Origin of the sequence: Micromonospora matsumotoense (assembly GCF_050951065.1) — a bacterium.
Classification (GTDB): Bacteria; Actinomycetota; Actinomycetes; order Mycobacteriales; family Micromonosporaceae; genus Micromonospora; species Micromonospora matsumotoensis.
Genome location: NZ_CP192025.1, coordinates 7216715 through 7235698, shown reverse-complemented (window position 1 = coordinate 7235698; position 18984 = coordinate 7216715). Strand labels below are relative to the sequence as shown.

General features: G+C 70.0%; 19 protein-coding genes and 4 pseudogenes. 8 read left to right on the top strand and 15 right to left on the bottom strand.

Annotation, left to right across the window (positions count from 1 at the left end; translation table 11 throughout):
* Positions 1 to 219: 219 nt before the first annotated feature.
* From ACQP1S_RS31050 to ACQP1S_RS31040, 3 genes are all read right to left on the bottom strand, one after another.
* Positions 220 to 375, bottom strand: a complete 156-nt coding sequence (locus tag ACQP1S_RS31050) for a hypothetical protein (RefSeq protein WP_432901575.1) — start codon at positions 373 to 375, stop codon at positions 220 to 222.
* 21 nt (positions 376 to 396) lie between these two features.
* Complete coding sequence (locus tag ACQP1S_RS31045) at positions 397 to 1260, bottom strand: IS5 family transposase (RefSeq protein ID WP_432901573.1); 864 nt, start codon at positions 1258 to 1260, stop codon at positions 397 to 399.
* Positions 1261 to 1825: 565 nt separating this feature from the next.
* A complete protein-coding gene (locus ACQP1S_RS31040) occupies positions 1826 to 2062 on the bottom strand; it encodes a hypothetical protein (protein ID WP_141723285.1) in 237 nt (78 codons plus the stop codon).
* Between the two features lie 160 nt (positions 2063 to 2222).
* On the opposite strand from ACQP1S_RS31040, the gene ACQP1S_RS31035 reads away from it, so the two are divergent.
* Positions 2223 to 2423, top strand: a complete 201-nt coding sequence (locus ACQP1S_RS31035) for a DUF1254 domain-containing protein (protein ID WP_432901571.1) — start codon at positions 2223 to 2225, stop codon at positions 2421 to 2423.
* Here the strand turns inward: ACQP1S_RS31035 and ACQP1S_RS31030 are convergent.
* Positions 2398 to 3112: pseudogene (locus ACQP1S_RS31030) on the bottom strand (IS6 family transposase). The gene ACQP1S_RS31035 and the pseudogene ACQP1S_RS31030 overlap by 26 nt on opposite strands.
* The gene (locus tag ACQP1S_RS31025; RefSeq protein ID WP_432901569.1) at positions 3048 to 4196 is read right to left on the bottom strand and encodes a LysR family transcriptional regulator; all 1149 of its coding nucleotides are present in this window, start codon (positions 4194 to 4196) and stop codon (positions 3048 to 3050) included. The pseudogene ACQP1S_RS31030 and the gene ACQP1S_RS31025 overlap by 65 nt, the downstream one beginning before the upstream one ends.
* A 109-nt stretch (positions 4197 to 4305) precedes the next feature.
* On the opposite strand from ACQP1S_RS31025, the gene ACQP1S_RS31020 reads away from it, so the two are divergent.
* Positions 4306 to 5223, top strand: a complete 918-nt coding sequence (locus ACQP1S_RS31020; protein WP_432901567.1) for an NAD(P)H-binding protein — start codon at positions 4306 to 4308, stop codon at positions 5221 to 5223.
* Positions 5213 to 5578, top strand: coding sequence for a darcynin family protein (locus tag ACQP1S_RS31015; RefSeq protein WP_432901565.1), 366 nt, complete (start codon positions 5213 to 5215; stop codon positions 5576 to 5578). The genes ACQP1S_RS31020 and ACQP1S_RS31015 overlap by 11 nt, the downstream gene beginning before the upstream one ends.
* Before the next feature lie 80 nt (positions 5579 to 5658).
* Here ACQP1S_RS31015 and ACQP1S_RS31010 read toward each other — a convergent pair whose 3' ends face one another.
* Positions 5659 to 6603, bottom strand: a complete 945-nt coding sequence (locus tag ACQP1S_RS31010) for an aldo/keto reductase (protein ID WP_432901563.1) — start codon at positions 6601 to 6603, stop codon at positions 5659 to 5661.
* Positions 6604 to 6841: 238 nt separating this feature from the next.
* Between ACQP1S_RS31010 and ACQP1S_RS31005 the strand changes: the two genes are divergently transcribed.
* Positions 6842 to 9478 (top strand): beta strand repeat-containing protein, encoded by a 2637-nt coding sequence (locus ACQP1S_RS31005; RefSeq protein WP_432901561.1) that lies wholly within the window; start codon positions 6842 to 6844, stop codon positions 9476 to 9478.
* Between the two features lie 103 nt (positions 9479 to 9581).
* Here ACQP1S_RS31005 and ACQP1S_RS31000 read toward each other — a convergent pair whose 3' ends face one another.
* The 8 genes and pseudogenes from ACQP1S_RS31000 to ACQP1S_RS30965 all read right to left on the bottom strand — a co-directional run bounded on the left by ACQP1S_RS31000 (position 9582) and on the right by ACQP1S_RS30965 (position 16186).
* A complete protein-coding gene (locus ACQP1S_RS31000; RefSeq protein ID WP_432908513.1) occupies positions 9582 to 9794 on the bottom strand; it encodes a hypothetical protein in 213 nt (70 codons plus the stop codon).
* Positions 9795 to 9854: 60 nt separating this feature from the next.
* Positions 9855 to 10040, bottom strand: a pseudogene (locus tag ACQP1S_RS30995) (hypothetical protein); the annotation flags it as partial.
* A 77-nt stretch (positions 10041 to 10117) separates the two neighbouring features.
* Positions 10118 to 11092 carry a PfkB family carbohydrate kinase gene (locus tag ACQP1S_RS30990; RefSeq protein WP_432901559.1) on the bottom strand — a complete coding sequence of 325 codons (975 nt, stop codon included), beginning with the start codon at positions 11090 to 11092 and terminating at the stop codon, positions 10118 to 10120.
* A gap of 119 nt (positions 11093 to 11211) precedes the next feature.
* Positions 11212 to 12162 (bottom strand): cation diffusion facilitator family transporter, encoded by a 951-nt coding sequence (locus ACQP1S_RS30985; RefSeq protein WP_432901557.1) that lies wholly within the window; start codon positions 12160 to 12162, stop codon positions 11212 to 11214.
* Positions 12159 to 12875 (bottom strand): substrate-binding periplasmic protein, encoded by a 717-nt coding sequence (locus tag ACQP1S_RS30980; protein WP_432901555.1) that lies wholly within the window; start codon positions 12873 to 12875, stop codon positions 12159 to 12161. The genes ACQP1S_RS30985 and ACQP1S_RS30980 overlap by 4 nt, the downstream gene beginning before the upstream one ends.
* A 40-nt stretch (positions 12876 to 12915) precedes the next feature.
* On the bottom strand, positions 12916 to 13845 hold the full coding sequence (locus ACQP1S_RS30975; RefSeq protein ID WP_432901553.1) for a carbohydrate ABC transporter permease: 930 nt from the start codon (positions 13843 to 13845) through the stop codon (positions 12916 to 12918).
* Positions 13842 to 14810, bottom strand: a complete 969-nt coding sequence (locus ACQP1S_RS30970) for a carbohydrate ABC transporter permease (protein ID WP_432901551.1) — start codon at positions 14808 to 14810, stop codon at positions 13842 to 13844. The genes ACQP1S_RS30975 and ACQP1S_RS30970 overlap by 4 nt, the downstream gene beginning before the upstream one ends.
* 11 nt (positions 14811 to 14821) lie before the next feature.
* Entirely contained in the window at positions 14822 to 16186 is a 1365-nt protein-coding gene (locus ACQP1S_RS30965) for an extracellular solute-binding protein (protein WP_432901549.1), read from the bottom strand.
* A gap of 220 nt (positions 16187 to 16406) precedes the next feature.
* On the opposite strand from ACQP1S_RS30965, the gene ACQP1S_RS30960 reads away from it, so the two are divergent.
* Together ACQP1S_RS30960 and ACQP1S_RS30955 are read left to right on the top strand one after the other, a co-directional pair.
* On the top strand, positions 16407 to 17078 hold the full coding sequence (locus ACQP1S_RS30960; protein ID WP_432901547.1) for a DsbA family oxidoreductase: 672 nt from the start codon (positions 16407 to 16409) through the stop codon (positions 17076 to 17078).
* A 230-nt stretch (positions 17079 to 17308) separates the two neighbouring features.
* Entirely contained in the window at positions 17309 to 17707 is a 399-nt protein-coding gene (locus ACQP1S_RS30955) for a ChaB family protein (RefSeq protein ID WP_432901545.1), read from the top strand.
* A 6-nt stretch (positions 17708 to 17713) separates the two neighbouring features.
* Here ACQP1S_RS30955 and ACQP1S_RS30950 read toward each other — a convergent pair.
* Positions 17714 to 17904, bottom strand: a pseudogene (locus tag ACQP1S_RS30950) (ANTAR domain-containing protein); the annotation flags it as partial.
* Between ACQP1S_RS30950 and ACQP1S_RS30945 the strand changes: the two are divergent.
* Positions 17879 to 18028 (top strand): annotated as a pseudogene (locus ACQP1S_RS30945) (DDE-type integrase/transposase/recombinase); the annotation flags it as partial. The pseudogenes ACQP1S_RS30950 and ACQP1S_RS30945 overlap by 26 nt on opposite strands.
* Before the next feature lie 232 nt (positions 18029 to 18260).
* Entirely contained in the window at positions 18261 to 18734 is a 474-nt protein-coding gene (locus ACQP1S_RS30940; protein ID WP_432908460.1) for an RNA polymerase sigma factor, read from the top strand.
* Positions 18735 to 18984: the final 250 nt, after the last annotated feature.

Here is an 18984-nt window from a genome sequence, read left to right as displayed (position 1 = left end):
GTTGCCGCTGGATCGGGGGACGGGGCTGGCGGCGCTGAGCAGTTTCGCGGTCCGCCACAGGGCAGCGATCTCGGGACGCGGATCCTCGCCCCATGTGCTCGCCGAGCGCGGCGAAGAGCAACTCCGCGGCCTGGTGGGCGGCGGCCAGGACAGACTGGGACCGGCGCTGTTGCGTTGGCGGATCGGTGGGCACGCCGAGCCGCGTCAGTGGGGCACTGGTCAGATCGCTCGGGCCAGTTCGGTGAACGCGGCGGCCACCCGCAGCCCGGGCGGGACGTCGGTGGCGAGTTCGTAGTGTCCGCGTCGGAGGTTCTGCACGAAGGCGTGCCCGGTGATGATCGTCTGGGTGGTGCGGTCCGAACGTGGTCCGCGCATCGGTCTGAGAGGACGTCTGATTCACGTATTTTGTGTGTGTTGTGGTTGTGGGGGTTCTCGCCAGGTTGGGGTGGTTTCGGTGGTGAGGCGTTTGGCGAGGTTGTCGATCATGGCGAGGGTGATCATGCTGGCGGAGTTGTCGGGTCGGGTTTCGTAGTCGCGGACGAGTCGGCGGTGGTGCATGAGCCAGCCGATGGTGCGTTCGACGACCCATCGGCGTTGGACGACGCTGAAGCCCTTGACCTGTGGGTCTTTGGTGACGATCTCGACGTCGACGCCGAGTGCGGCGCCGTGTTCGACGACGCGGTTTTTGAAGCCGGCGTCGGCCCAGGTTTTGGTGAGGGTGGGGTAGGTGGTGGTGGCCTGGTCGAGCAGGTTCATGCCGATGGTGTTGTCGCTGGCGCTTGCGGCGGTGACGATGACGGCGAGGAGCAGGCCGAGGGTGTCGGTGATGATGCCGCGTTTGCGGCCGACGATTTTCTTCCCTGCATCAGTGCCCTGTGTGGACAGTGGGACGTTGGTGGAGGTCTTCACGCTCTGGCTGTCCATGATGGATGCGGTGGGTGTGATGGTGCGGCCGTGGTGGTCGCGGACGAGGCCGGTGAGCTGGTAGTTCAGCTCGATGAAGATGCCTTCCTTGCTCCAGGCGGCGAAGTAGCCGTAGGCGGTCGGGTGTGGTGGGAAGTCGTGGGGCAGGTAGCGCCAGGCGATGCCGGTGCGGTTGACGTAGAGGATGGCGTTGAAGATCTCGCGTAGGTCGTGGGTGGGGGTGCGGCCGCTGACGCCGGCGTCGGTGCGGGCCCGCCGCCAGGCGGTCAGCCGGGGTGCGATCAGGGCCCACCGGGCGTCGGACAGGTCGGATGGATAGGCTCGTCGCGCGGTCATGATTCAGGGGTACGGCGTTTGGGGGTCGGATCGGCGGACCTCATGTACGTCGATGTCGGATGACAGTGAATCAGACACGATCGCGGGCTGAAATGCTCTGATTCTGGTCAACGTGGAGCTGGCCGCGATGTGCGCTTTCCAGGTCAGGTCCGGCATATTGCCCCGACGAGGTCGAGGCGCAAATCGGTCTCTACTGACGCGAACGCGAAACGAACGTCCAGTGAGGATGCCTTGACCTTCGGTAGGCCCGATAGGGCAATCGCGTGGCGATACCGTCTGTCGATTTCCGAGGTCAGCTGCACCGATCGTTACTGGTCTTCGTGGGTGGGTGCAGTCGAGTACGGACCTCTGATCTGACCGGACTCGTGTGCACTACCGTCGCTTTCGTCTCCTGCTCCTGTACGCGGCGGTGAGGATTGACGGTGGACGAGGCGGGCGTGGTGCCCGAGCTTGGCGTGCTTACTAATACCTCGGAAGCAGGGGATCTGGCGGTTCGCCGCAGAGTGGTGGGGCAGGGCCGGGCGCCGGCAGCGGCCCCCGGCCCTGCCCTGCCCTGCCCTGCCGATCAGAATTCAGGGGCGTACTTGAAGTACCAACCGTCGTTGAGCGTGCCGGTCAGGTCGCGGTACAGACACTGCTGGGTGATGTAGGTGTTGGCGAACTCGGCGCGCTCGACGTCGCAGGCGGCCTTCGCCGGGTACGGGCCCACCCAGATCCACAGCAGTGCGTATGCCGGGCTGCCGAGCGTGAGGGTGGCGACGGCGGTGATGGCGGCCACGGTGAGTGCAAGCCTCTTCTTCATGCCAGTAGCTTATATGTCGATCGATGGACTTGGGGGGTGGCCGTATCTAAGGTTTCTGCTCAAAAGTGTGTCCACGCACGGATATGCAGCCTTGCAGTCGACCTCGAAAACCGACACGACCGTACCTTGATGGCTGTCGTTCTAACCCGTTTTGCCGCGAATGAGACGGCTGGTCGTGACAATGGTGTTGCGGGTAAACTTCGACACCCTCTACGCGAACTGCTGGCTGGACCTGACAGCCGGGCCGGTCACGTGCACGTGCCCGACAGCGACGACCGGGTGCTGTTGCGTTGGCGGATCTGTGGGCACGCCGAGCTGCGCCAGCCGGGCGCTGATCAGATCGCTCGTGCGAGTTCGGTGAACGCGGCGGCCACCCGCAGCGCGGGCGGAACGTCGGTGGCGAGTTCGTAGTGTCCGCGTCGGAGGTTCTGCACGAGGGCGTGTCCGGTGACGATCGTTTGGAGGGTTCGGTCGGTGCGGAGTCCGCGTATCGGTCTGAGCCGGTGCTTGAGTTGGCTGTGGTCGGCCTCGATCGGATTGTTGGCATGTCGTTCGACGTGGTGCCACGCCGACGGGACCAAGTCCTCCAACACCCTGGCATAGGCGGGAGCGGCGTCGGTTACGACCTCGCTGGGCATGATCTTCAGCGTGGTCAGCGCCCGGTGGAAGAATCGCCGGGCCACGGCGGCGTCCCGACGCGCCGACACGAGCACGTCGATGACCTGCCCGTGCTGGTCGACGGCCCGGTACACGTACCGCCAGATACCGTTGACCCTGACGTAGGTCTCGTCCACGAACCAGCGGTCACCAGGTGAGTGACGAGCGAACCGGGCGGCGTCGGCCAGCAGCGGGGTGAACCGCTGCACCCACCCACCGGTAGACGGTGACGTGGTCCGCCTCGACGCCGCGTTCGACCAGCAACTCCTCCACATCCCGGTAGGGAAGGTTGAACCGCAGATACCAGCGGACCGCCAAAACGATCACCTCAGGCGGGAACCGAAAGCCGACGAGCGCCGACGGCGGCGGAGACCAGGACCGGACACGAGACAGCGACCTCACCGGCCCAGCAGACCACACCGGACAAGCCGGAGTCGATCATGCTTTCGCCCAACGCAACAGGACCCACCGCGTTCAGGTCTTCCACAGCGGTGCCGCTCGCCCCGACGGGCACGTGTGCCCGGCCTGATGCGCGGGTCCTATTCCGCTCGGCGGGGCGGAGCACGTGGCGCACGGCGTCACGCAGCCACTGGTGGGCGCCGTCGACGCGGTGCCGTGGGTGCCAGGCCATGCCGATCGTCAGTGGTGGCAGCGGCAATGGGATTTCCAGCAGGCGCAGTCCCAGCGCGTGCGCCGCGTCGCTGAGCCGTGACGGAGGCTCACCCGGCAGCGCGGTCGGCACCAGGCAGACCACGTCCTCGGCTGCGGCCAGCATCATCGCGGCCAGGTGTCCGGGCAGGACGGCGCTGACCCGCCGGCGGAGCCCCTGCGCGGCCAGGGCCGTGTCCAGCGGCCCGGTGAAACGTCCGCGGCGGCTGACCGCCACGTGCTCGGCCGCAGCGAGCCTGGCGGCGGTCAGAGTGCCCTCGGTGAGGGGGTGCCCGGCCCTGACGCCAGCCGCCATCCGCAGGGTGACGAGTTCTTCGACGCGCGTCTCCGGGTCGACGTGGTCGATGGCCCCGATTTCCAGGTCGATCCGTCCGTCACGCAGCGCGGGGCCCGCCTCCCACTCCTCGGCCAGCACCCGCAGCGAGACGCCCGGCGCCCGCCGTCGGGCGAGCCGGAGCAGACCGGGCGCGACTGCGGCACCGACCAGGTCAGCGGCCTGGACGGTGAAGGTGCGCCGCAGTGCCGCTGGATCGATTCCGCCGCTCGGGGCGAGCAACGCCTCTAGCCGGCGTACCACCGCGCCGGCCTCGTCCCGCAGCGCCTCGGCGCGCGGAGTGGGCACCATCCGCTGTCCGGCCCGCACCAGTAGTGGATCTCGGAGCGCCCGGCGCAACCGGGCCAGGGTTCGGCTCATCGCCGCGGGGGAGGTCTGCAGCCGCGCGGCGGCGCGGGTAACGCTCTGCTCGGTCAGTAGGGCGTCGAGAGCGACGGCGAGGTTGGCGTCAAGGTTCGGGGCTGGGCTGCTCACCGCATTTATTCCACTTCAGGCAATGATTGGATGCTGAAGTTCCCATTGTGGCAATGCAGTGCCCCTCCGCACTATGAGTGAGTCCTGCCGATCCGACAATCGAGGTTTCATGATCGTGATTACCGGCCCCACCGGGAACATCGGGCGGCAACTGCTGTCGCTGCTGATCGAGGCCGCACCCGCAGGCCGTGAGGAGTTACGTGTCGTCGTCCGGGATCCGGCCCGGCTACCCGAAGGCGTCCGTGGACGGGTCGAGGTGGTCGTCGGCTCGCACGGCGACGCCGCGACCGTCGAGCGTGCCTTCGCCGGGGCGGACGCCGTGTTCTGGCTGGTGCCGCCGGACGCCTCCGTCACGCCCGACGAAGCCTACAGCGGCTTCACCCGACCGGCCGCGCGGGCTTTCGCCGCTCACGGCGTCGGCCATGTCGTCGGCGTCTCGGCGCTCGGCCGTGGCACCCCGCAGGCCGCCCGGGCCGGGCTGGTCACCGCCTCCCTGGCCATGGACGACCTGATCGCCGGCTCCGGCGTCGCCTACCGCGCCCTGACCTGCCCGTCCTTCTTCGAGAACCTGCTGGAGGAGGTCGACGCGATCCGCGACGACGGCGTCTTCACCGACACCGTCGCCGCGGCCCGTCCGGCCCCCATGGTGGCCGTCGCCGACATCGCCGCAGCCGCGGCCGTGCTGCTGCTGGACCGCTCCTGGACCGGGGTGGGCGACGTCCCGGTGCTCGGCCCGCAGGACCTCTCGCCCGACGACCTGGCCCGCATCATGACCGAGCAGCTGGGCCGTCCGGTCCGCTACCAGCGTCAGTCGCTCGACGAACTGCGCTCCACCATGCTCGGCTACGGCCTCAACGAGGCGTTCGTCGAGGCCATGGTCGACATGAAACGCGCCAAGGACGAAGGCCTGGACTCGGGCGTCGACCGCTCACCGCAGGCGGGGCCGGGCACCACGTTCGCGCACTGGTGCGCCCGAACGCTCCGACCCGCCGTCCTCACCGCGCAGGAGGCCGCCGATGCCCGCTGACCGGACCGAGCCGCCGGTCACCGCTTTCATGCTGGTCAAAACCACCCCCGAGTGGCTCGCGATGACTGTGGCCGAACGCGTCCAGGCCTTCACCACCAACGTTCTGCCCGTCATCCAGGCCCGCACCCACGGGGTCCGCTCCCGCTTCTACGACACGGAGTTCTACTCGGCGCGGGTCACCGACATCTGGGTCTGGGAGGCGGATGACCACGACGCCTACCGGCTGCTGATCGACGCTTTGCGCGAGACCCCCTTCTGGGACCGCTACTTCGAGGTCGTCGACCTGGTCGTGGGCATCGAGAACGGCTACGCCCGCACCTACGGCCTGAAGCCGCTGGCCACCCTCGCCACCTGACGGTCCACCAGGCCGGCCGGTGCCGCCGTCGCCCGACGGCGGCACCGGCTCGGGGCAAGACACTCCAGCCGGTACCTGTTTCAGCGGGCGTCGGCCAGTCGGGCCATGTGCCCGTCCTCCAGCGGTACGTCCACCGCGTCGACGGCCTCGTCGAGTTGCGCGAGGCTGCTCACGCCGACGATCGGTCGGATGCCCTGCCGCAGCAGCCAGGCGAGCACCACCTGGTTACGCGTCGCCCCCGTCTCGACGGTGATCTCGTCGAGCACGCCGAGGACCCGGCTCGTCCCCGGGTGGGCGTAGGCATCGGGGAGGGGCTTGTCGGGACGCACGTAGCCACCGTTGATCAACGGGGTGTAGGCCCACACGTCCAGGCCCTCGGTGTGGGCGTAGTCGAGGTCGTCGGCGGTGAGGAGTTTGTGGCCCTGGTCGGGCAGCAGGGCACCGGGCCTGGGTTGGGCCAGCGAGTGCCGCAGTTGCACCGCCGACCACTGCGCCACCCCGTGGTCCCGGGCCAGGGCGCGGGCCTGCTCGACGCGCCACGAGGCATGGTTCACCGCCCCCACCCGGCGCACGGTCCCCCTGCCGACGAGATCGCCGAAGGCGGTGACGGTCTCGGCGAGCGGCACGCTGCGGTCCTCGCCGTGCGCCCACAGCAGATCGACCGCGTCGACGCCCAGCCGCGACAGGCTGCCGGCGACGCCCGCCGCGATCGCCCCGGCCGACAGCCCCTCGGCCGACTCGGGCCAGCGGTGCGCCACCAGCGGGTCGTACCGGACCTTCGTCGCGATCCGCACCCGGGCCCGCCCACCCGGACGCGCCTGTAGCCACGCCCCGATCACCCGCTCACTCGCCCCGCCGAGACCGGCCGGGTCGGACCAGAACGCGTAACAGTTGGCGGTGTCGAGCCAGTCCCCGCCCACCTCCACGAACCTGTCCAGCAGCGCGAACGCGCGTTCCTGGTCCACCGTCGTGCCGTAGTTCATCGTCCCCAGCACCAGCCGGGCCGCTGCCCTGTCCCCTGCCATGACGTCGACCCTGACACCTGGAGCGCACTCCAGATCAAGCCCTCCGTCCGGGGTCGTCGGGCACGGGTGCGTCCACCATGTCCGGCCGGTCGGGGCGTCGGGTACCACGCCGACAGCCCACGGTCGCCAAACCCTCAGGATGCGAAATGCGTAACTTGCCCGATTTGTTTTCGTTCACGTCGGTGACGGCTGCCACCGCATCACGCAGGTCCGTCATCCATCTGAACGGGGGAAATTGGTGAGGACCGTCCTGCGAAGAACCACGAGCGCCGCCACGGCGCTGCTGGTCACCAGCCTGGCAACCCTGACCCTGGGTACGCCGGCCCTGGCGGCACCGGGCGACGCGAGCGCCCGCGGGGTCGTCGTCGACCTCTCGGCCGAGGTGGCCGGGATAGCCGTGATCAGCGCCGACGCGACCATCGGCACCGCCACCGCGCCCGCCGGAGGGGGCACCGACACCGAGACGCTGCTGGCGATCTCGATACCGGGGGCGGTCGGCGTGACCGCCAGCGGCACCGTCGAAGAGGTCACCGCCACCCGGGCAGACGACGGGTCGTCGGCGTCCTCCAGCGTCAACGGGCTCAACCTGGCCGTGCTCGGCATCGACGTGCTGAACGCCACGGAGGTCACCGCCACCGCGGTCTGTCCGCAGGTCGGCGCGACCAGCGCGGACACCACGCTCGTCGGGCTGGAACTGTTCGGCTCGGCGGTGACGCTGACGGCGAACACCCCCGCCGTCGTGGGTAGCGCGGCGGTGGTGGTGCCGGGGCTGCTGGACGCGAGCCTGAACGCCTCGTTGACCCGCGTCGAGACGACCACCGCCACCGGTGCCACCGCAATCACCGTGCGGGCCGTGCTGACCCTGTCGGGCAGCATCCTCGGTGTCCCGACCACCATCCCCGTCGGAACCGTCATCGTCGCCGAGGCACTCTGCGAGCGTCCGCCGGCGGCACCGACCACCGCGACGATCACCCCGGACGAGGGCCCGCAGTCGGGCGGCCAGACCGTGACGATCACCGGCACCGGCTTCATCCCGGGCGGCACCACGGTCACCTTCGACGGCGTACCCGCGACCGACGTCACGGTCGCACCGGGCGGCACCTCCTTGACGGCGGTCACCCCGCCCGGCGCGGTCGGACCCGCCGAGGTCGTGGTCGGCACGGTGAACGGCACGGCCGCCCCGCTGGGCTACACGTACCTGGCCGACGGCAGCGCGGCCACCATCACCAGCCTTACACCGACCTCCGGGCCGACCGTCGGCGGCACCACCGTGACCATCACCGGCACCGGCTTCGCCGGAGCGGCCGGCGTGGACTTCGACGGCCTGCCCGGCACCGGGTTCACCGTCAACCCGGCCGGCACCACGATCACCGTGGTGACACCGCCGAACCCGGCGGGCCCGGCCCTGGTCGAACTGGTCTTCCCGGCCGGTCGGGTGACCGCGCCGACGTTCACTTACCTCGGGCCGACGATCACCTCGATCGTCCCGGACACCGGACCGACCGCCGGCGGCACCACGGTGACCATCACCGGCACCGGCTTCACCGGGGCGACCGGAGTGACCTTCGGCGACACCACGGGCACCAACGTCACGGTCAACCCGGGCGGCACCTCACTGACCGTGGTCACCCCGCCCGGTCAGGTCGGCCCGGTGGACGTCACCGTGCTCCTGCCGGGCGCGGACGCGACCGCCCCGGACGGTTTCACCTACGTGGCAGCGCCACCGACCGTCGCGTCGATCACCCCGAACGCGGGTCCCCAGTCGGGCGGACAGACCGTGACGTTCACCGGCACCGGTTTCGTCCCCGGTGACACGACCGTCACCTTCGACGGGGCGCCGGCCACCAACGTCACGGTCACCCAGGGTGGCACCTCCCTGACGGCGGTCACCCCGCCCGGCGCGGTCGGACCAGCCGTCGTGGTGGTGAGCACCGGCGGCGGTACGGCGGCACCGTTGGACTACACCTACCTCGCCGACGGCAGCGCCGCGACCGTGACCGGGCTGACCCCGACGAGTGGGCCGACCTCCGGCGGCACCACGGTCACCGTCACCGGGACCGGTTTCACCGGCGCCACCGGCGTGAACTTCGACGGGGTGCCCGGCACCGGGTTCACCGTCAACCCGGCCGGCACCACGATCACCGTGGTGACCCCGCCGAACGCGGCCGGGCCGGCAGAGGTCCGACTGGTGTTCCCCGCCGGCACCGCCACCGCGCCCGTCTTCACGTACGTCGCACCGACGATCACCTCCATCGTGCCGGACACCGGACCGACCACCGGTGGCACCACGGTGACCATCACCGGCACCGGTCTCACCGGCGCCACCGGCGTGAACTTCGGCAACACACCCGGCACCAACCTGGTCGTGAACCCGGACGGCACCTCGCTGACCGTGGTCACCCCGCCCGGCTCGCCCGGGACGGTGGACGTCACCGTCCTGCTGCCCGGTGACGACGTCACCGCACCGGACGGATTCACCTACGAACCCGCCCCGCCGCGCATCGACACCGTCAACCCCGGACAGGGGCCGACCGGTGGCGGCACGACCGTGACGGTCGGTGGCTCCGGGTTCGTACCGGGCGGCACCACGGTCACCATCTGCGGCACGACCATCCCGGCCGACCAGGTCACCGTGGCGCCGGACGGCCGCTCGCTGACCTTCCGCACACCGCGCTGCGCGGCCGGGAACACCACGATCACGGTGAGCACCGGCGGCACCTCCAACGGAATCACCTTCCGCTATGTCGGGGGGATCCTGCCGGTGACCGGTGACGCCCTCACCGCGCCGCTGACCGTCGGGGTGATGCTCGCGCTCCTCGGCACCGTCCTCGTCGTGCTGACCCGCCGCCGGCACCGCGCCGGCCGCATCGGCTGACCGGATGCTCCCGGCCAGGGTCCCACCCGACCCTGGCCGGGAGCGACTCCGACCTATCCGGTACGCGCACCGCCGGGCGCTGGGCCGGTCGTCACGTCACGGCTCACCCGCCGCACGGCGTCCGCTCCGGCTCCACCGTCGCCGGGGGCCGGGCCGTACGAACACGTCGGCCACTGTCCACGTCCCAGAGGTGAATCGCATTGTTCCTATCACCGACCAGCGCCCAGCGCCCGCCCACGCTGAAGTGGGTCGGTTCGGCGCCGCCGGCCATGTAGTCGGCCAGGCGGTCGGTCTGCGGGCTGGCGATCCTCGTCAAGCAGTCACCACTGTCGATCGACCACGCACAGATCTCACCGTCCTGTGACGTAGACAGAACGCGCCGCTGATCTGGGCTGAGTCGGACCGCAGTCAGCGGAGACGGGCGGTCGCTGAACCTCCGCTCGGAGCGTCCCGCGCTGAAGTCCCATTCCCGCAGGCAGCTTCCCGTGCTGGTGTCATGAACGCGCAAGGTCCTACCGCCGGATACGACGCGCGCAAGGGCGCCAGCGGGTGACGTGACCACCGCGAACGCCAAGGCGCGGGCCACAAAGAAGCCGAAGTCTGTCGATCCCCATCCACGCCGCACAGGTTGAAGATCCTCTACCGCTGCCGGCCGACGTACTCACCCTGGTGCGTCGGGCCGTCCCGGTGCCCGGTGAGCGCGGGATCGGTGAGCCGGGCCCGCAGCGCCTCGTCGGTGAGAGCGGGTCGGCCGCCGGGATGCCCGACCGTCGCGCCGGCGGCGGCCACCGCGTACCGGGCTGCGGACGTCGGCGGGTCGCCACGGAGTAGCGCTATCGTCAGCGCGGCGGTGAGGGCATCGCCGGCGCCCGTGGTGTCGACCACCTCGTCCCTGCTCAGGGGTACCAGCAGGGTTCCCGAGCCCCATCGTTCGTGGCGCCAGGCGAACAGGTTGCCCATCGGGCCCAGCCCGAGCACGAGCAGCTTTGGTCCCGCGTCCAGCAGGTCCGTGGCCGCCTTCCGAACCCGGTCCGGATCGTCGCTGCGGACTCCGGTCAGCAACTCCGTCTCCCGGTCGTCGGCCCGCACGACGTCGCCGGCCGCGAGCAGGGGCAGCCGGTGTTCGTCGTCGGCTGGTGCACCATCCAGCACCACCAGCGCCCCGGCGGCCCGTCCCAGGCGTGCTGCGGCCCGTGCCGCCGCAGGTGGCTGCTGCAATTGCACCAGCACCGCGTCGGTACGCCGGAACGCGTCGGCCGCGGCCGTGACGTCGGCTTCGGTGAGCAGGACCGCCTCGGGAAGGTGTTGGAGATAGTGCCATCGCCCCTGCGGCTCCAGCACCTCGACGATCAGCCCGGTGGGTACGCCGCTGCGCCGGACGACGTGGGTGACGTCGATGCCGTCCCGGCGGGCCTGGGTCAGCAGGTCGTCGCCGACGTCGTCGTGGCCGGCCACCGCGAGCAGCGTCGGTGCGGCTCCCAACTGGCTCAGTGCGACCGCCTGGTTGGCGCCCTTGCCGCCGAGCAGTTCGCGGCGCTGTCGCACCTCGGTGGTCTGGTGCGGCCCGGGTATCCCGTCCACGGTCAGGACGAGGTCCCGGGCCAGCTGGCCCATCACGAGTGTCCGCCATGGCGACATCTCATCCCGCTACCCCGGGCGGTCCCGGTTATGCGCCGGATGCCCCGGCATGAGCCGTCGGGGTGCTGGCCGGCCCGGGCTGGGGATCTCCCGACTCAGGTTTCCAGGCGGTGGACCGGCGCGACGACCAGGTCGTGGATGCGCCAGTCGAAGTCGCGGGCGAACGCCTGTAGCTCCTCCAGCCGTTCGACCAGCCGGTCCGTGCCTTCCCGGGGCACCACGATCAGTTCGCCGACGAAGACGTGGCCCTCCTCCCGTAGGCGCAGGCAGGCGTCGACGATCCAGTCGTGGTCCTGGACGGCGGTGAGCAGTTGGTGAGGCAGCGGGTGTTCGTGGCTGCCGTCGACCACGCGGGGCTTGTTGTCCATCAGGTTCGCCACTGCACCGCGGGTGGTCCGGACCCCGTCGCGGACGATGTCACCGCCGATGATCAGCGCGGCGACGGCGTCGGCCCACCACAGTCCGATACCGATGCCGGCCACGCCGAGGATGGCGGCACCGGCGGTGAGCCAGTCCGCGCGGTTCATCTCGGCGTCGGCGAACAACACCTTGTCGTGCAGTTGGCGGGCGATCCGTTGCTTGGCTCGGCCGAGCAGGATGGCGGGCACCATGGTGGTGAACAGCACGGCGATCATCAGCCAGCCCAGCCAGAACCGTTGTCCGAAGACCTCGATGAGGCCGATCGGTGGCCGCTCCCGCGCGATGAGCCGCACTGCGGAGTCGTAGACGACGTATCCACCGAGACCGAGTAGCGCGACCGACCCGGCCAGGAACGCGACGCTGACCGAGCGGTGGTAGCCGTAGGGGAACCGCGCGTTCGGGGCGCGGTTGCGGTACCGGGCGGCGATGAGGAACGCCGCTGGTGGGACCAGGCCGAGCATGTCCTCGATCCAGGCGGCCTTCATCGCCTGCGACTGCCCGAGGGTCACCGCCAGCAGAGCGACGGTGGCCACGAAGAAGGCGATGGTCCACCATTCGAGCCGGACCGCGCGCTGGTGCAACGCGGCCTTGTCCGGGGGCAGTTCGAAACGGTCGTACATCCTCATCGGGTCGCCTCCGCTCGCTGCGCCTCGACCAGCAGTCGCATGACGTCGGCGTGCGAGCGCTCCAGCAGGAACCGCTCGACCGCTACCTGCCATGCGTTCTCGCCGGGTGGTAACGCCCACACGTGATCGGTACTGCTGAGTTCGTGCCGCGAGGAGGTCAGCCCCAGCTCGGCCAGCCGCCACTCGCCGACGACGACGGGCATGCCCTCCGTGCCGGTCACCTCGTCCACGGCCACGACGTGGACGCCTTCGCTGGTCAGTGCGGCGACGTCGGCGGTGCCGCCGCGTACGGCCACCCGGTGCCCGGTGAGGTCGTCGGGAACGCGGACGCCCGCGGGGGCGGCCACCAGGGTGCGGGTCGTGACGTACGGTCGGGTCAGCGACGCCTCCTTCGTCCATGGCGCCTTCGCGTCCAGGCCACCGACCACGACATCCAGGACCCGGTCCTTCAGCGCGGCCATCAGCGCGGACTCCGAGCCGGGGTACCACTCGACCTCGGCGCCCAACTCCGCCGCCAGCTGGGTGACCAACCGGACCTCGGCACCCGACGGTGGACCCTCGTCGGGCACCCGGACCCAGGGCGGGTTCTCGGTGACGCCCACCCTCAGTACGCCGTCGCGTACGTCGGCGAGGGTGCCTGCCGTGTCTTGCGGCAGGCCACACGCCGTGACCAGCATGATGATCAGAATCAACACCGCGCCGCCGCGTCGCATTCATCCTCCTGTCTGAAAGGTCGTCGGCCTCGCCACCGTCTCAGCCCTTGCGGCCGGTGGTCGCGATGCCCTCGACGAAGTGCCGCTGGGCCAGGAAGAACAGGACGATCATCGGTATGGTGGAGATGACCGTGCCGGCGAGGAGGACCTCCCACTGCTGGTGTTCGCCGCCGTAGCCGAACCGGTCGACCATCACCTTGAGCCCGCGGGGCAGGGTGAACAGCGACTCGTCGCGCAGGTAGATCAGCGGCTTCATCAGGTCGGTCCAGCTCGCCTTGAACTCGAAGACGAACGCCACCAGCAGCGCCGGCCGGATCAAGGGGAACGCCATCTTCCAGAACAGCTGCGGGTAGCTCGCGCCGTCGACCCGGGCGGCCTCGAAGTACTCCCGGGGCAGCGACAGCAGGAACTGCCGGAGCAGGAAGATGTAGAACGCCGACCCGAACAGGTTGCCCGCCCACAGCGGCACCTGGGTGTCGACGAGTCGTAGCTCCGACCAGATCAGGTAGGTGGGGATCATCGTCACCGCGAAGGGCAGCATCATCGTCGCGAGCACCAGCCCGAAGAGCAGGTTGCGTCCGGGGAACCGGAAGTAGGCGAATCCGAACGCCACCCACGCGCTGGACAGGGTCACCGCCGCGGCGGCGGCGACCCCCACCACCAGGCTGTTGCCCAGCCAGGCCACCAGCGGGACGGCCTGCCACACCGTCCGGTAGTTCTCGGGCGCGAAGGGTACCGGCAGGAAGCCGGTGTCGAAGACGTACGCCCGGGGCCGCAGTGACGCCGAGACCAGCCAGACGAACGGCGCCAGGAAGACCACCGCGGCCCCCAGCAGTGCGGTCAGGCGGAGCGCCCGCGACCACCAGGGGCGCCCGTCGTCCCGGTCGTCCGCCGGCCGGCGGACCGGCGACGCGGTCCGCGTCCGCGCCGGTACGGCCGAGGCCGGACCGCGATCGACGGCGGCGCTCATGAGTCCCCCTCGTAGAAGACGAACCGGTGGGAGAGTTTGACCTGGACCAGGGTGATCACGCCGATGATCAGGAAGAGGACCCAGGCCATCGCGGAGGCGAAGCCCATGTGCAGGAACTGGAACGCCTCCTGGAACAGCCGGATGACGTAGAAGCTGGCCGCGTCGCTGTTGAAGGCGCCGGCGTTCTGCCGGTTGCCGAAGTACATCGTGTAGACCTCGGTGAACATCTGCAGTGCGGCGATGGTGTTCACGATCAACGTGAAGAACAGCGCCCCGGAGATCATCGGCAGGGTGACGTGACGGAACCGCGCCCACCCGCCGGCGCCGTCGAGTGCGGCCGCCTCGTACAGGTCGCGGGGTACGTTCTGCAACGCGGCCAGGTAGATGATCACGCTGGAGCCGAGACTCCACAGGCTCATCAGCACGATGCCCGGCAGCACCCAGCGCGGGTCGGTCGTCCAGCTCGGACCGTCGACGCCGACCAGGCCGAGCGCCCGGTTGATCAGCCCGTTCTGGGTGTTGAGCAGCAGCAGGAAGAGCACCCCGACGGCCACCGCCGGGGTCATCACCGGCAGGTAGAACACGGTCCGGAAGAAGCCCTGCCACCGGCCGACCCGCTGGAGCAGCAGGGCCAGCCCGAGCGAGATCGCCATCACCAGCGGCACGTGCAGCAGCGTGTAGTAGATCGTGTTGGTCAGGCTGCGTAGCACCTGCGGATCGGCGGCCAGTCGCCGGTAGTTGTCCAGCCCGGTGAACCGGGGCGAGCTGATCACGTCGTACTCGGTGAAACTTAGCCACAGGCTGGCGAGCATCGGGCCGGCGGTGAAGACCAGGAAGCCGATGATCCACGGGGCCAGGAAGACGTACGCCCAGCGGGCCTCCCGCCGGGTCGTCGGCGTCATCCGACGCCGCCGGGTACGCCGGGGGCGGGCAGCGCCCCCGGCGGTGTCGGTGGTGGTGGACATGGCCGCGGCTGCTACTTCGACGCCCGGTCGAGCGCGGCGGTGGCCTCCTGCTGGGCCCGGCGCATCGCGTCGGCCGGCTGCGCCTGCCCGGACAGCACCCGGTTCACCCCGTCGGTCCACGCCTTGTCGAACTCCGCGCCCGCCGGCGACGCCGGCAGCGAGAACGCGGCGTCCTGGGCCGACCGGATCACCTGCACCGCGTCGTCGAACCGCTTGTTGCCGCTGGGCTGGTAGAGCTCGTCGAAGATCTTCTTGTCCGCGGCGACGTTGCCGGTCCACACGCCGGTGAACGGCAGGTTCTGCGCCTTGCGGGCCGCCAGCCGGGCCTGCGCGGCGGTCATCCAGGTGTCGGTGGCGGTCACCGTCCGGGCGAACGTGCAGGCGGCCTCCGGGTTCTTGGCGCCCTTGGGGATCACCCAGGCCTGACCGTTGGCCATCGTCAGCGGCCTGCCCTGCCGGTCGGTGAACGGCTTCACGACGAACGGGACGTCCGGTGAGTTCTTCGCGATCTGGTTGAGGAACCAGTCCTCCAACGGCCACACCCCGATCTGGTGCTGCACGAACGGGTACTTCGCGCCGAACAGGTCGAAGGTGTCCCGGAAGGACTTGAACTTCCCCCAGCCACCCTGCCCCTGGATGAGCGAGCTGGCGGTCTGCACCGCCTCGACCACCTTCGGATCGTCCAGCTTCGCGGTCCGGCCGTCGGCGGAGATCATCTCACCGCCGTTGGCCCGGACCCACATCGGCAGGAACTCGGGGATCTTCGGGTCGATGCCGATCCGGGTGACCTTGCCACCGTCCACCTGGGCCAGCCTGGTCGCCAGCGCCGGCAGGGCCGCCCAGTCGGCCACGCCGACCTGGTCGGCGGTGACCCCGGCCTGCTTGAGCGCCGCCTCGTCGAGGTAGAGCACCCGGACGATGGAGAACTCCGGGATGCCGTAGACGGTGTCGTTCAGGGTGACCTGGGCCCGCGCGTCCGGCTGGTACTGCCCCATGTCGATGCCCTGCTTTTCGAGGCAGTCGGTCAACGGCTGGACCGCACCGCTTTTGGCATAGGTGCCGATCAGCTTGCGATCCAGGTAGACCAGGTCCGGCGGGTTGCCCGAGGCGACCGCGGAGAGGAACTGCTGCTCGTCGAAGCTGCCCTCGGTGATGGTCAGCTTGACGCCCGGGTTGGCCTTCCGGAACGTGTCGACACGGGACTCGGCGATCTCGTCGGACAGGCCGAAACCCATGGTGGTCAGGGCTCCGGCGTCCTTCGTCCCGCCGCCCGTGTCGTTCCCGCCGCCACCGACCCCACCGCAGCCGGCCAGCGCCGCCGTGCCCGCCAGGGCGAGAGTCATCAGGAACGCCGCGGGCCGCCTCTTGTTCGTCACGGTTGTCTCCCTCCACGGATGTGGACGACTGTCACTTCCATCGAGGCGGATTCTCTAAACGCATCCGCGACGGGCGTTACTCTCCGCGATTGATGAGGTGCTGAGTGTTGAGGGCTTGGTGTTCTGTGTGGATGGCGATGGTGCGGTCCGCGACTACGCAGTGCTGGCCCGAAGTTTCAGGCGGGCGCTCGGCTGGCGCACGTCGGTCAGGACGACTCGGTTGCGCGGAACCATCGTCGTCTACACCGACGTGGCGTGCGGCTGGTCCACGATCGCGATCGTGCGGCTGTTGCGCGCCCGCGTCGAGGCCGGCCTCGACGACCGGGTGCGCCTGGACCACCGGCTGTTCCTGCTGGAGGACCTCAACCGGTTCCCGATCCCCAAGCGGTACCTGGAAGCCGAGGTGCCCGTGCTCGGCGCGCTCGAACCCGACCTGGAACTCAAACCCTGGCAGGCCGACCCCGCGACGTGGCCGGTCACCACCCTGTTGCCCAATGAGGCCGTGCACGCCGCCAAGGAACAGTCCCCGGCCGCCGCCGAGGACCTCGACCTCGCGCTGCGGATGGCGTTCTTCCGCGACAGCCGCTGCATCTCCCTGCGCCACGAGATCCTCGACATCGCCGACGGCTGCCCCGGCGTCGACACGTCAAAGCTCGCCGACGCCCTCGACACCGGTCGGGCCCGCGGCGCGATGATGCGCGACTACCAGCGGCACCGCGACGACGTGCAGGGAAGCCCGCACCTGTTCTTCGCCGACGGGTACCAGGTCCACAACCCGGGCATCATGATGCACTGGGTGGGTGAGCCCGGAGCCGGTTTCCCCGTCGTCGACGCCGACGACCCGGCGGTCTTTGCCGACCTCGTCGCCCGCGCCGCCGCCACCGCCGGATAGGTTCGACGGCCGCCGGTACTACTTCCTGCGGGTTCGAGCGGCGGTGACGAAGCGGGCGGTGCCGGCACCTGTCGGTGCGCCGGCACCGCTCACTGTTCTCCACTGATGGTGGCCGGGAGGTCCCGGCAGGCCTGCTCGCAGGGGCGGGAAGGCAACTTGGCCGGTGGCGGTGTTTGAAGCCGCGACCACAGGGCACGGTCATCGAACAGGAGCCGACGAGAGGAGCGACGATGCCGGCACGGAAGGACATGCCCAGCACCCTGAAGCGGTCGCCGAAGAAGGCCCAGGACACCTACGCCCAGGCGCACGATTCCGCAGTCGACTCGTACGGAGAGGGCGAGCGCGCCCACCGGACGGCGTTCGCGGCGGTCAAGCACTCCTTCGAGAAGGTGGGCGACCACTGGGAACCGAAGGCCAAGAAGGGACCGAGTGACAAGAAGGCCGCCGGCGGCCGCGGCTCGTCGGGCCGGACGGCCGGTGGGGTCGACGCCCACGCCAGCAAGGAACACCTGATGGAACTGGCGAAGAAGCTCGACATCCGCGGCCGGTCCCGGATGAAGAAGGCCGACCTCGTCGAGGCCATCCGCAAGGCCAACGACGACAGCACCCGAAAGGCCCGCGGCAAGTAGCTGCGGTCAGCGGCGAGGTGTCCCGACCGCCTGGTCGACGAGGGCTTGGGCCACGTCGCGGACCTTGCGGTGGGAGTCCTGGGACACTCTCGCCAGGAGGCGGAACGCTTCGGTGGTGGTGCAGCGGCGTTCGGCCATGATGATGCCCCTGGCCTCTCGATGACCGTGCGGCTGGCCATCGCCTCCTGCATCTGCCGTCACCGTCCGGGTGACCGCTGGTTTGTGGACGAGACCTACGTCAAGGTCAACGGCATCGGGCGGTACGGGTGCCGGGCCGTCGACCAGCATGGTCAGGTCACTGACGTGCTCGTCTCGACGCGGATACGCAGTCGCTACCCACCTGTCCGGCACCGTGCCCGCGATCACCTCCCTTCGTTGGTGCCTCCGTTCCCGGCCCTGTGCTCGGCTCCGACGGTTCGACGGCCGCCTTCTAGGATCTCGGTGTGATGGTCGCCGTGGTCCCGGACAGGTAGGGGGTATGACGGCAACCGAAGACCGGAAGAAACGCTTCCGGCAGTTACATGCGCAGACGTACCCTGATCTGTTGCGTTTCGTGGAACGGCGGGTGCCGCCCGCCGACGCGGAGGACGTCGTCGCGACGGTCTTCCTGACAGCGTGGCGGCGTTACGACGACATCCCCGAGGACGCGCGGCCGTGGCTTTTCGGGGTCGCCCGTGGCGTGCTGTCCAACCAGACGCGGGGATGGTTGCGCCGCCGGGCGCTGAACGTCCGGCTGGTCGGCGAGGACCGCCCGGTGGACGACCATTCCACCGACGCCGCGGCCCGCGTCGACATGGCACGCGCCTGGCGGGAGCAGCGTCCCGCCGACCAGGAGACGCTCGCGCTGGTGCTGTTCGACGGCCTGACCGTCGAGCAGGCCGCGGAGGTGACCGGGTGCCGGCCGTCGACCTTCGCCATGCGACTGAGCCGGGCCCGGCAGCGGCTGCTGAGCGCGTACGCAGGGCCGCCCGGCCGGCCATCGGTATCCACCATCACCCGTCCGCAGGCCATCAGGGGGCAGCTGTGAACACGAATCTCGAGGATCTCAAGCAGTTCGCCGCGCTGGACCCGGCCGCCGGGCGGGAACCGGGACCGATCGAGTGGAACCGGTCCAGCAACAGGCTGGAACAGGTGATGAACGACGCGGCCCCGGGCCGGCGCACCCGGCTGGTGACGTTCCGCCGGTCTGCCGTAGGCCTGGTCGCTGCGGCGGCCGTGGCGGTGACCGGCATGCTGGCCGTGCCCGCCCTGTTCCCGAACGCCGCAGCCGAGGCGGT

What these genes read in the sequence shown, in the direction of transcription:
- ACQP1S_RS31035 (WP_432901571.1), top strand. Translation starts at nt 2,223, where the DNA reads ATGAGACGGCTGGTCGTGACAATGGTGTTGCGGGTAAACTTCGACACC.
- ACQP1S_RS30955 (WP_432901545.1), top strand. Translation starts at nt 17,309, where the DNA reads ATGCCGGCACGGAAGGACATGCCCAGCACCCTGAAGCGGTCGCCGAAG.
- ACQP1S_RS31015 (WP_432901565.1), top strand. Translation starts at nt 5,213, where the DNA reads ATGCCCGCTGACCGGACCGAGCCGCCGGTCACCGCTTTCATGCTGGTC.
- ACQP1S_RS31045 (WP_432901573.1), bottom strand. Translation starts at nt 1,260, where the DNA reads ATGACCGCGCGACGAGCCTATCCATCCGACCTGTCCGACGCCCGGTGG.
- ACQP1S_RS31040 (WP_141723285.1), bottom strand. Translation starts at nt 2,062, where the DNA reads ATGAAGAAGAGGCTTGCACTCACCGTGGCCGCCATCACCGCCGTCGCC.
- ACQP1S_RS31020 (WP_432901567.1), top strand. Translation starts at nt 4,306, where the DNA reads ATGATCGTGATTACCGGCCCCACCGGGAACATCGGGCGGCAACTGCTG.
- ACQP1S_RS30970 (WP_432901551.1), bottom strand. Translation starts at nt 14,810, where the DNA reads ATGTCCACCACCACCGACACCGCCGGGGGCGCTGCCCGCCCCCGGCGT.
- ACQP1S_RS31050 (WP_432901575.1), bottom strand. Translation starts at nt 375, where the DNA reads ATGCGCGGACCACGTTCGGACCGCACCACCCAGACGATCATCACCGGG.
- ACQP1S_RS30985 (WP_432901557.1), bottom strand. Translation starts at nt 12,162, where the DNA reads ATGAGGATGTACGACCGTTTCGAACTGCCCCCGGACAAGGCCGCGTTG.
- ACQP1S_RS30975 (WP_432901553.1), bottom strand. Translation starts at nt 13,845, where the DNA reads ATGAGCGCCGCCGTCGATCGCGGTCCGGCCTCGGCCGTACCGGCGCGG.
- ACQP1S_RS30980 (WP_432901555.1), bottom strand. Translation starts at nt 12,875, where the DNA reads ATGCGACGCGGCGGCGCGGTGTTGATTCTGATCATCATGCTGGTCACG.
- ACQP1S_RS31010 (WP_432901563.1), bottom strand. Translation starts at nt 6,603, where the DNA reads ATGGCAGGGGACAGGGCAGCGGCCCGGCTGGTGCTGGGGACGATGAAC.
- ACQP1S_RS30990 (WP_432901559.1), bottom strand. Translation starts at nt 11,092, where the DNA reads ATGGGCCAGCTGGCCCGGGACCTCGTCCTGACCGTGGACGGGATACCC.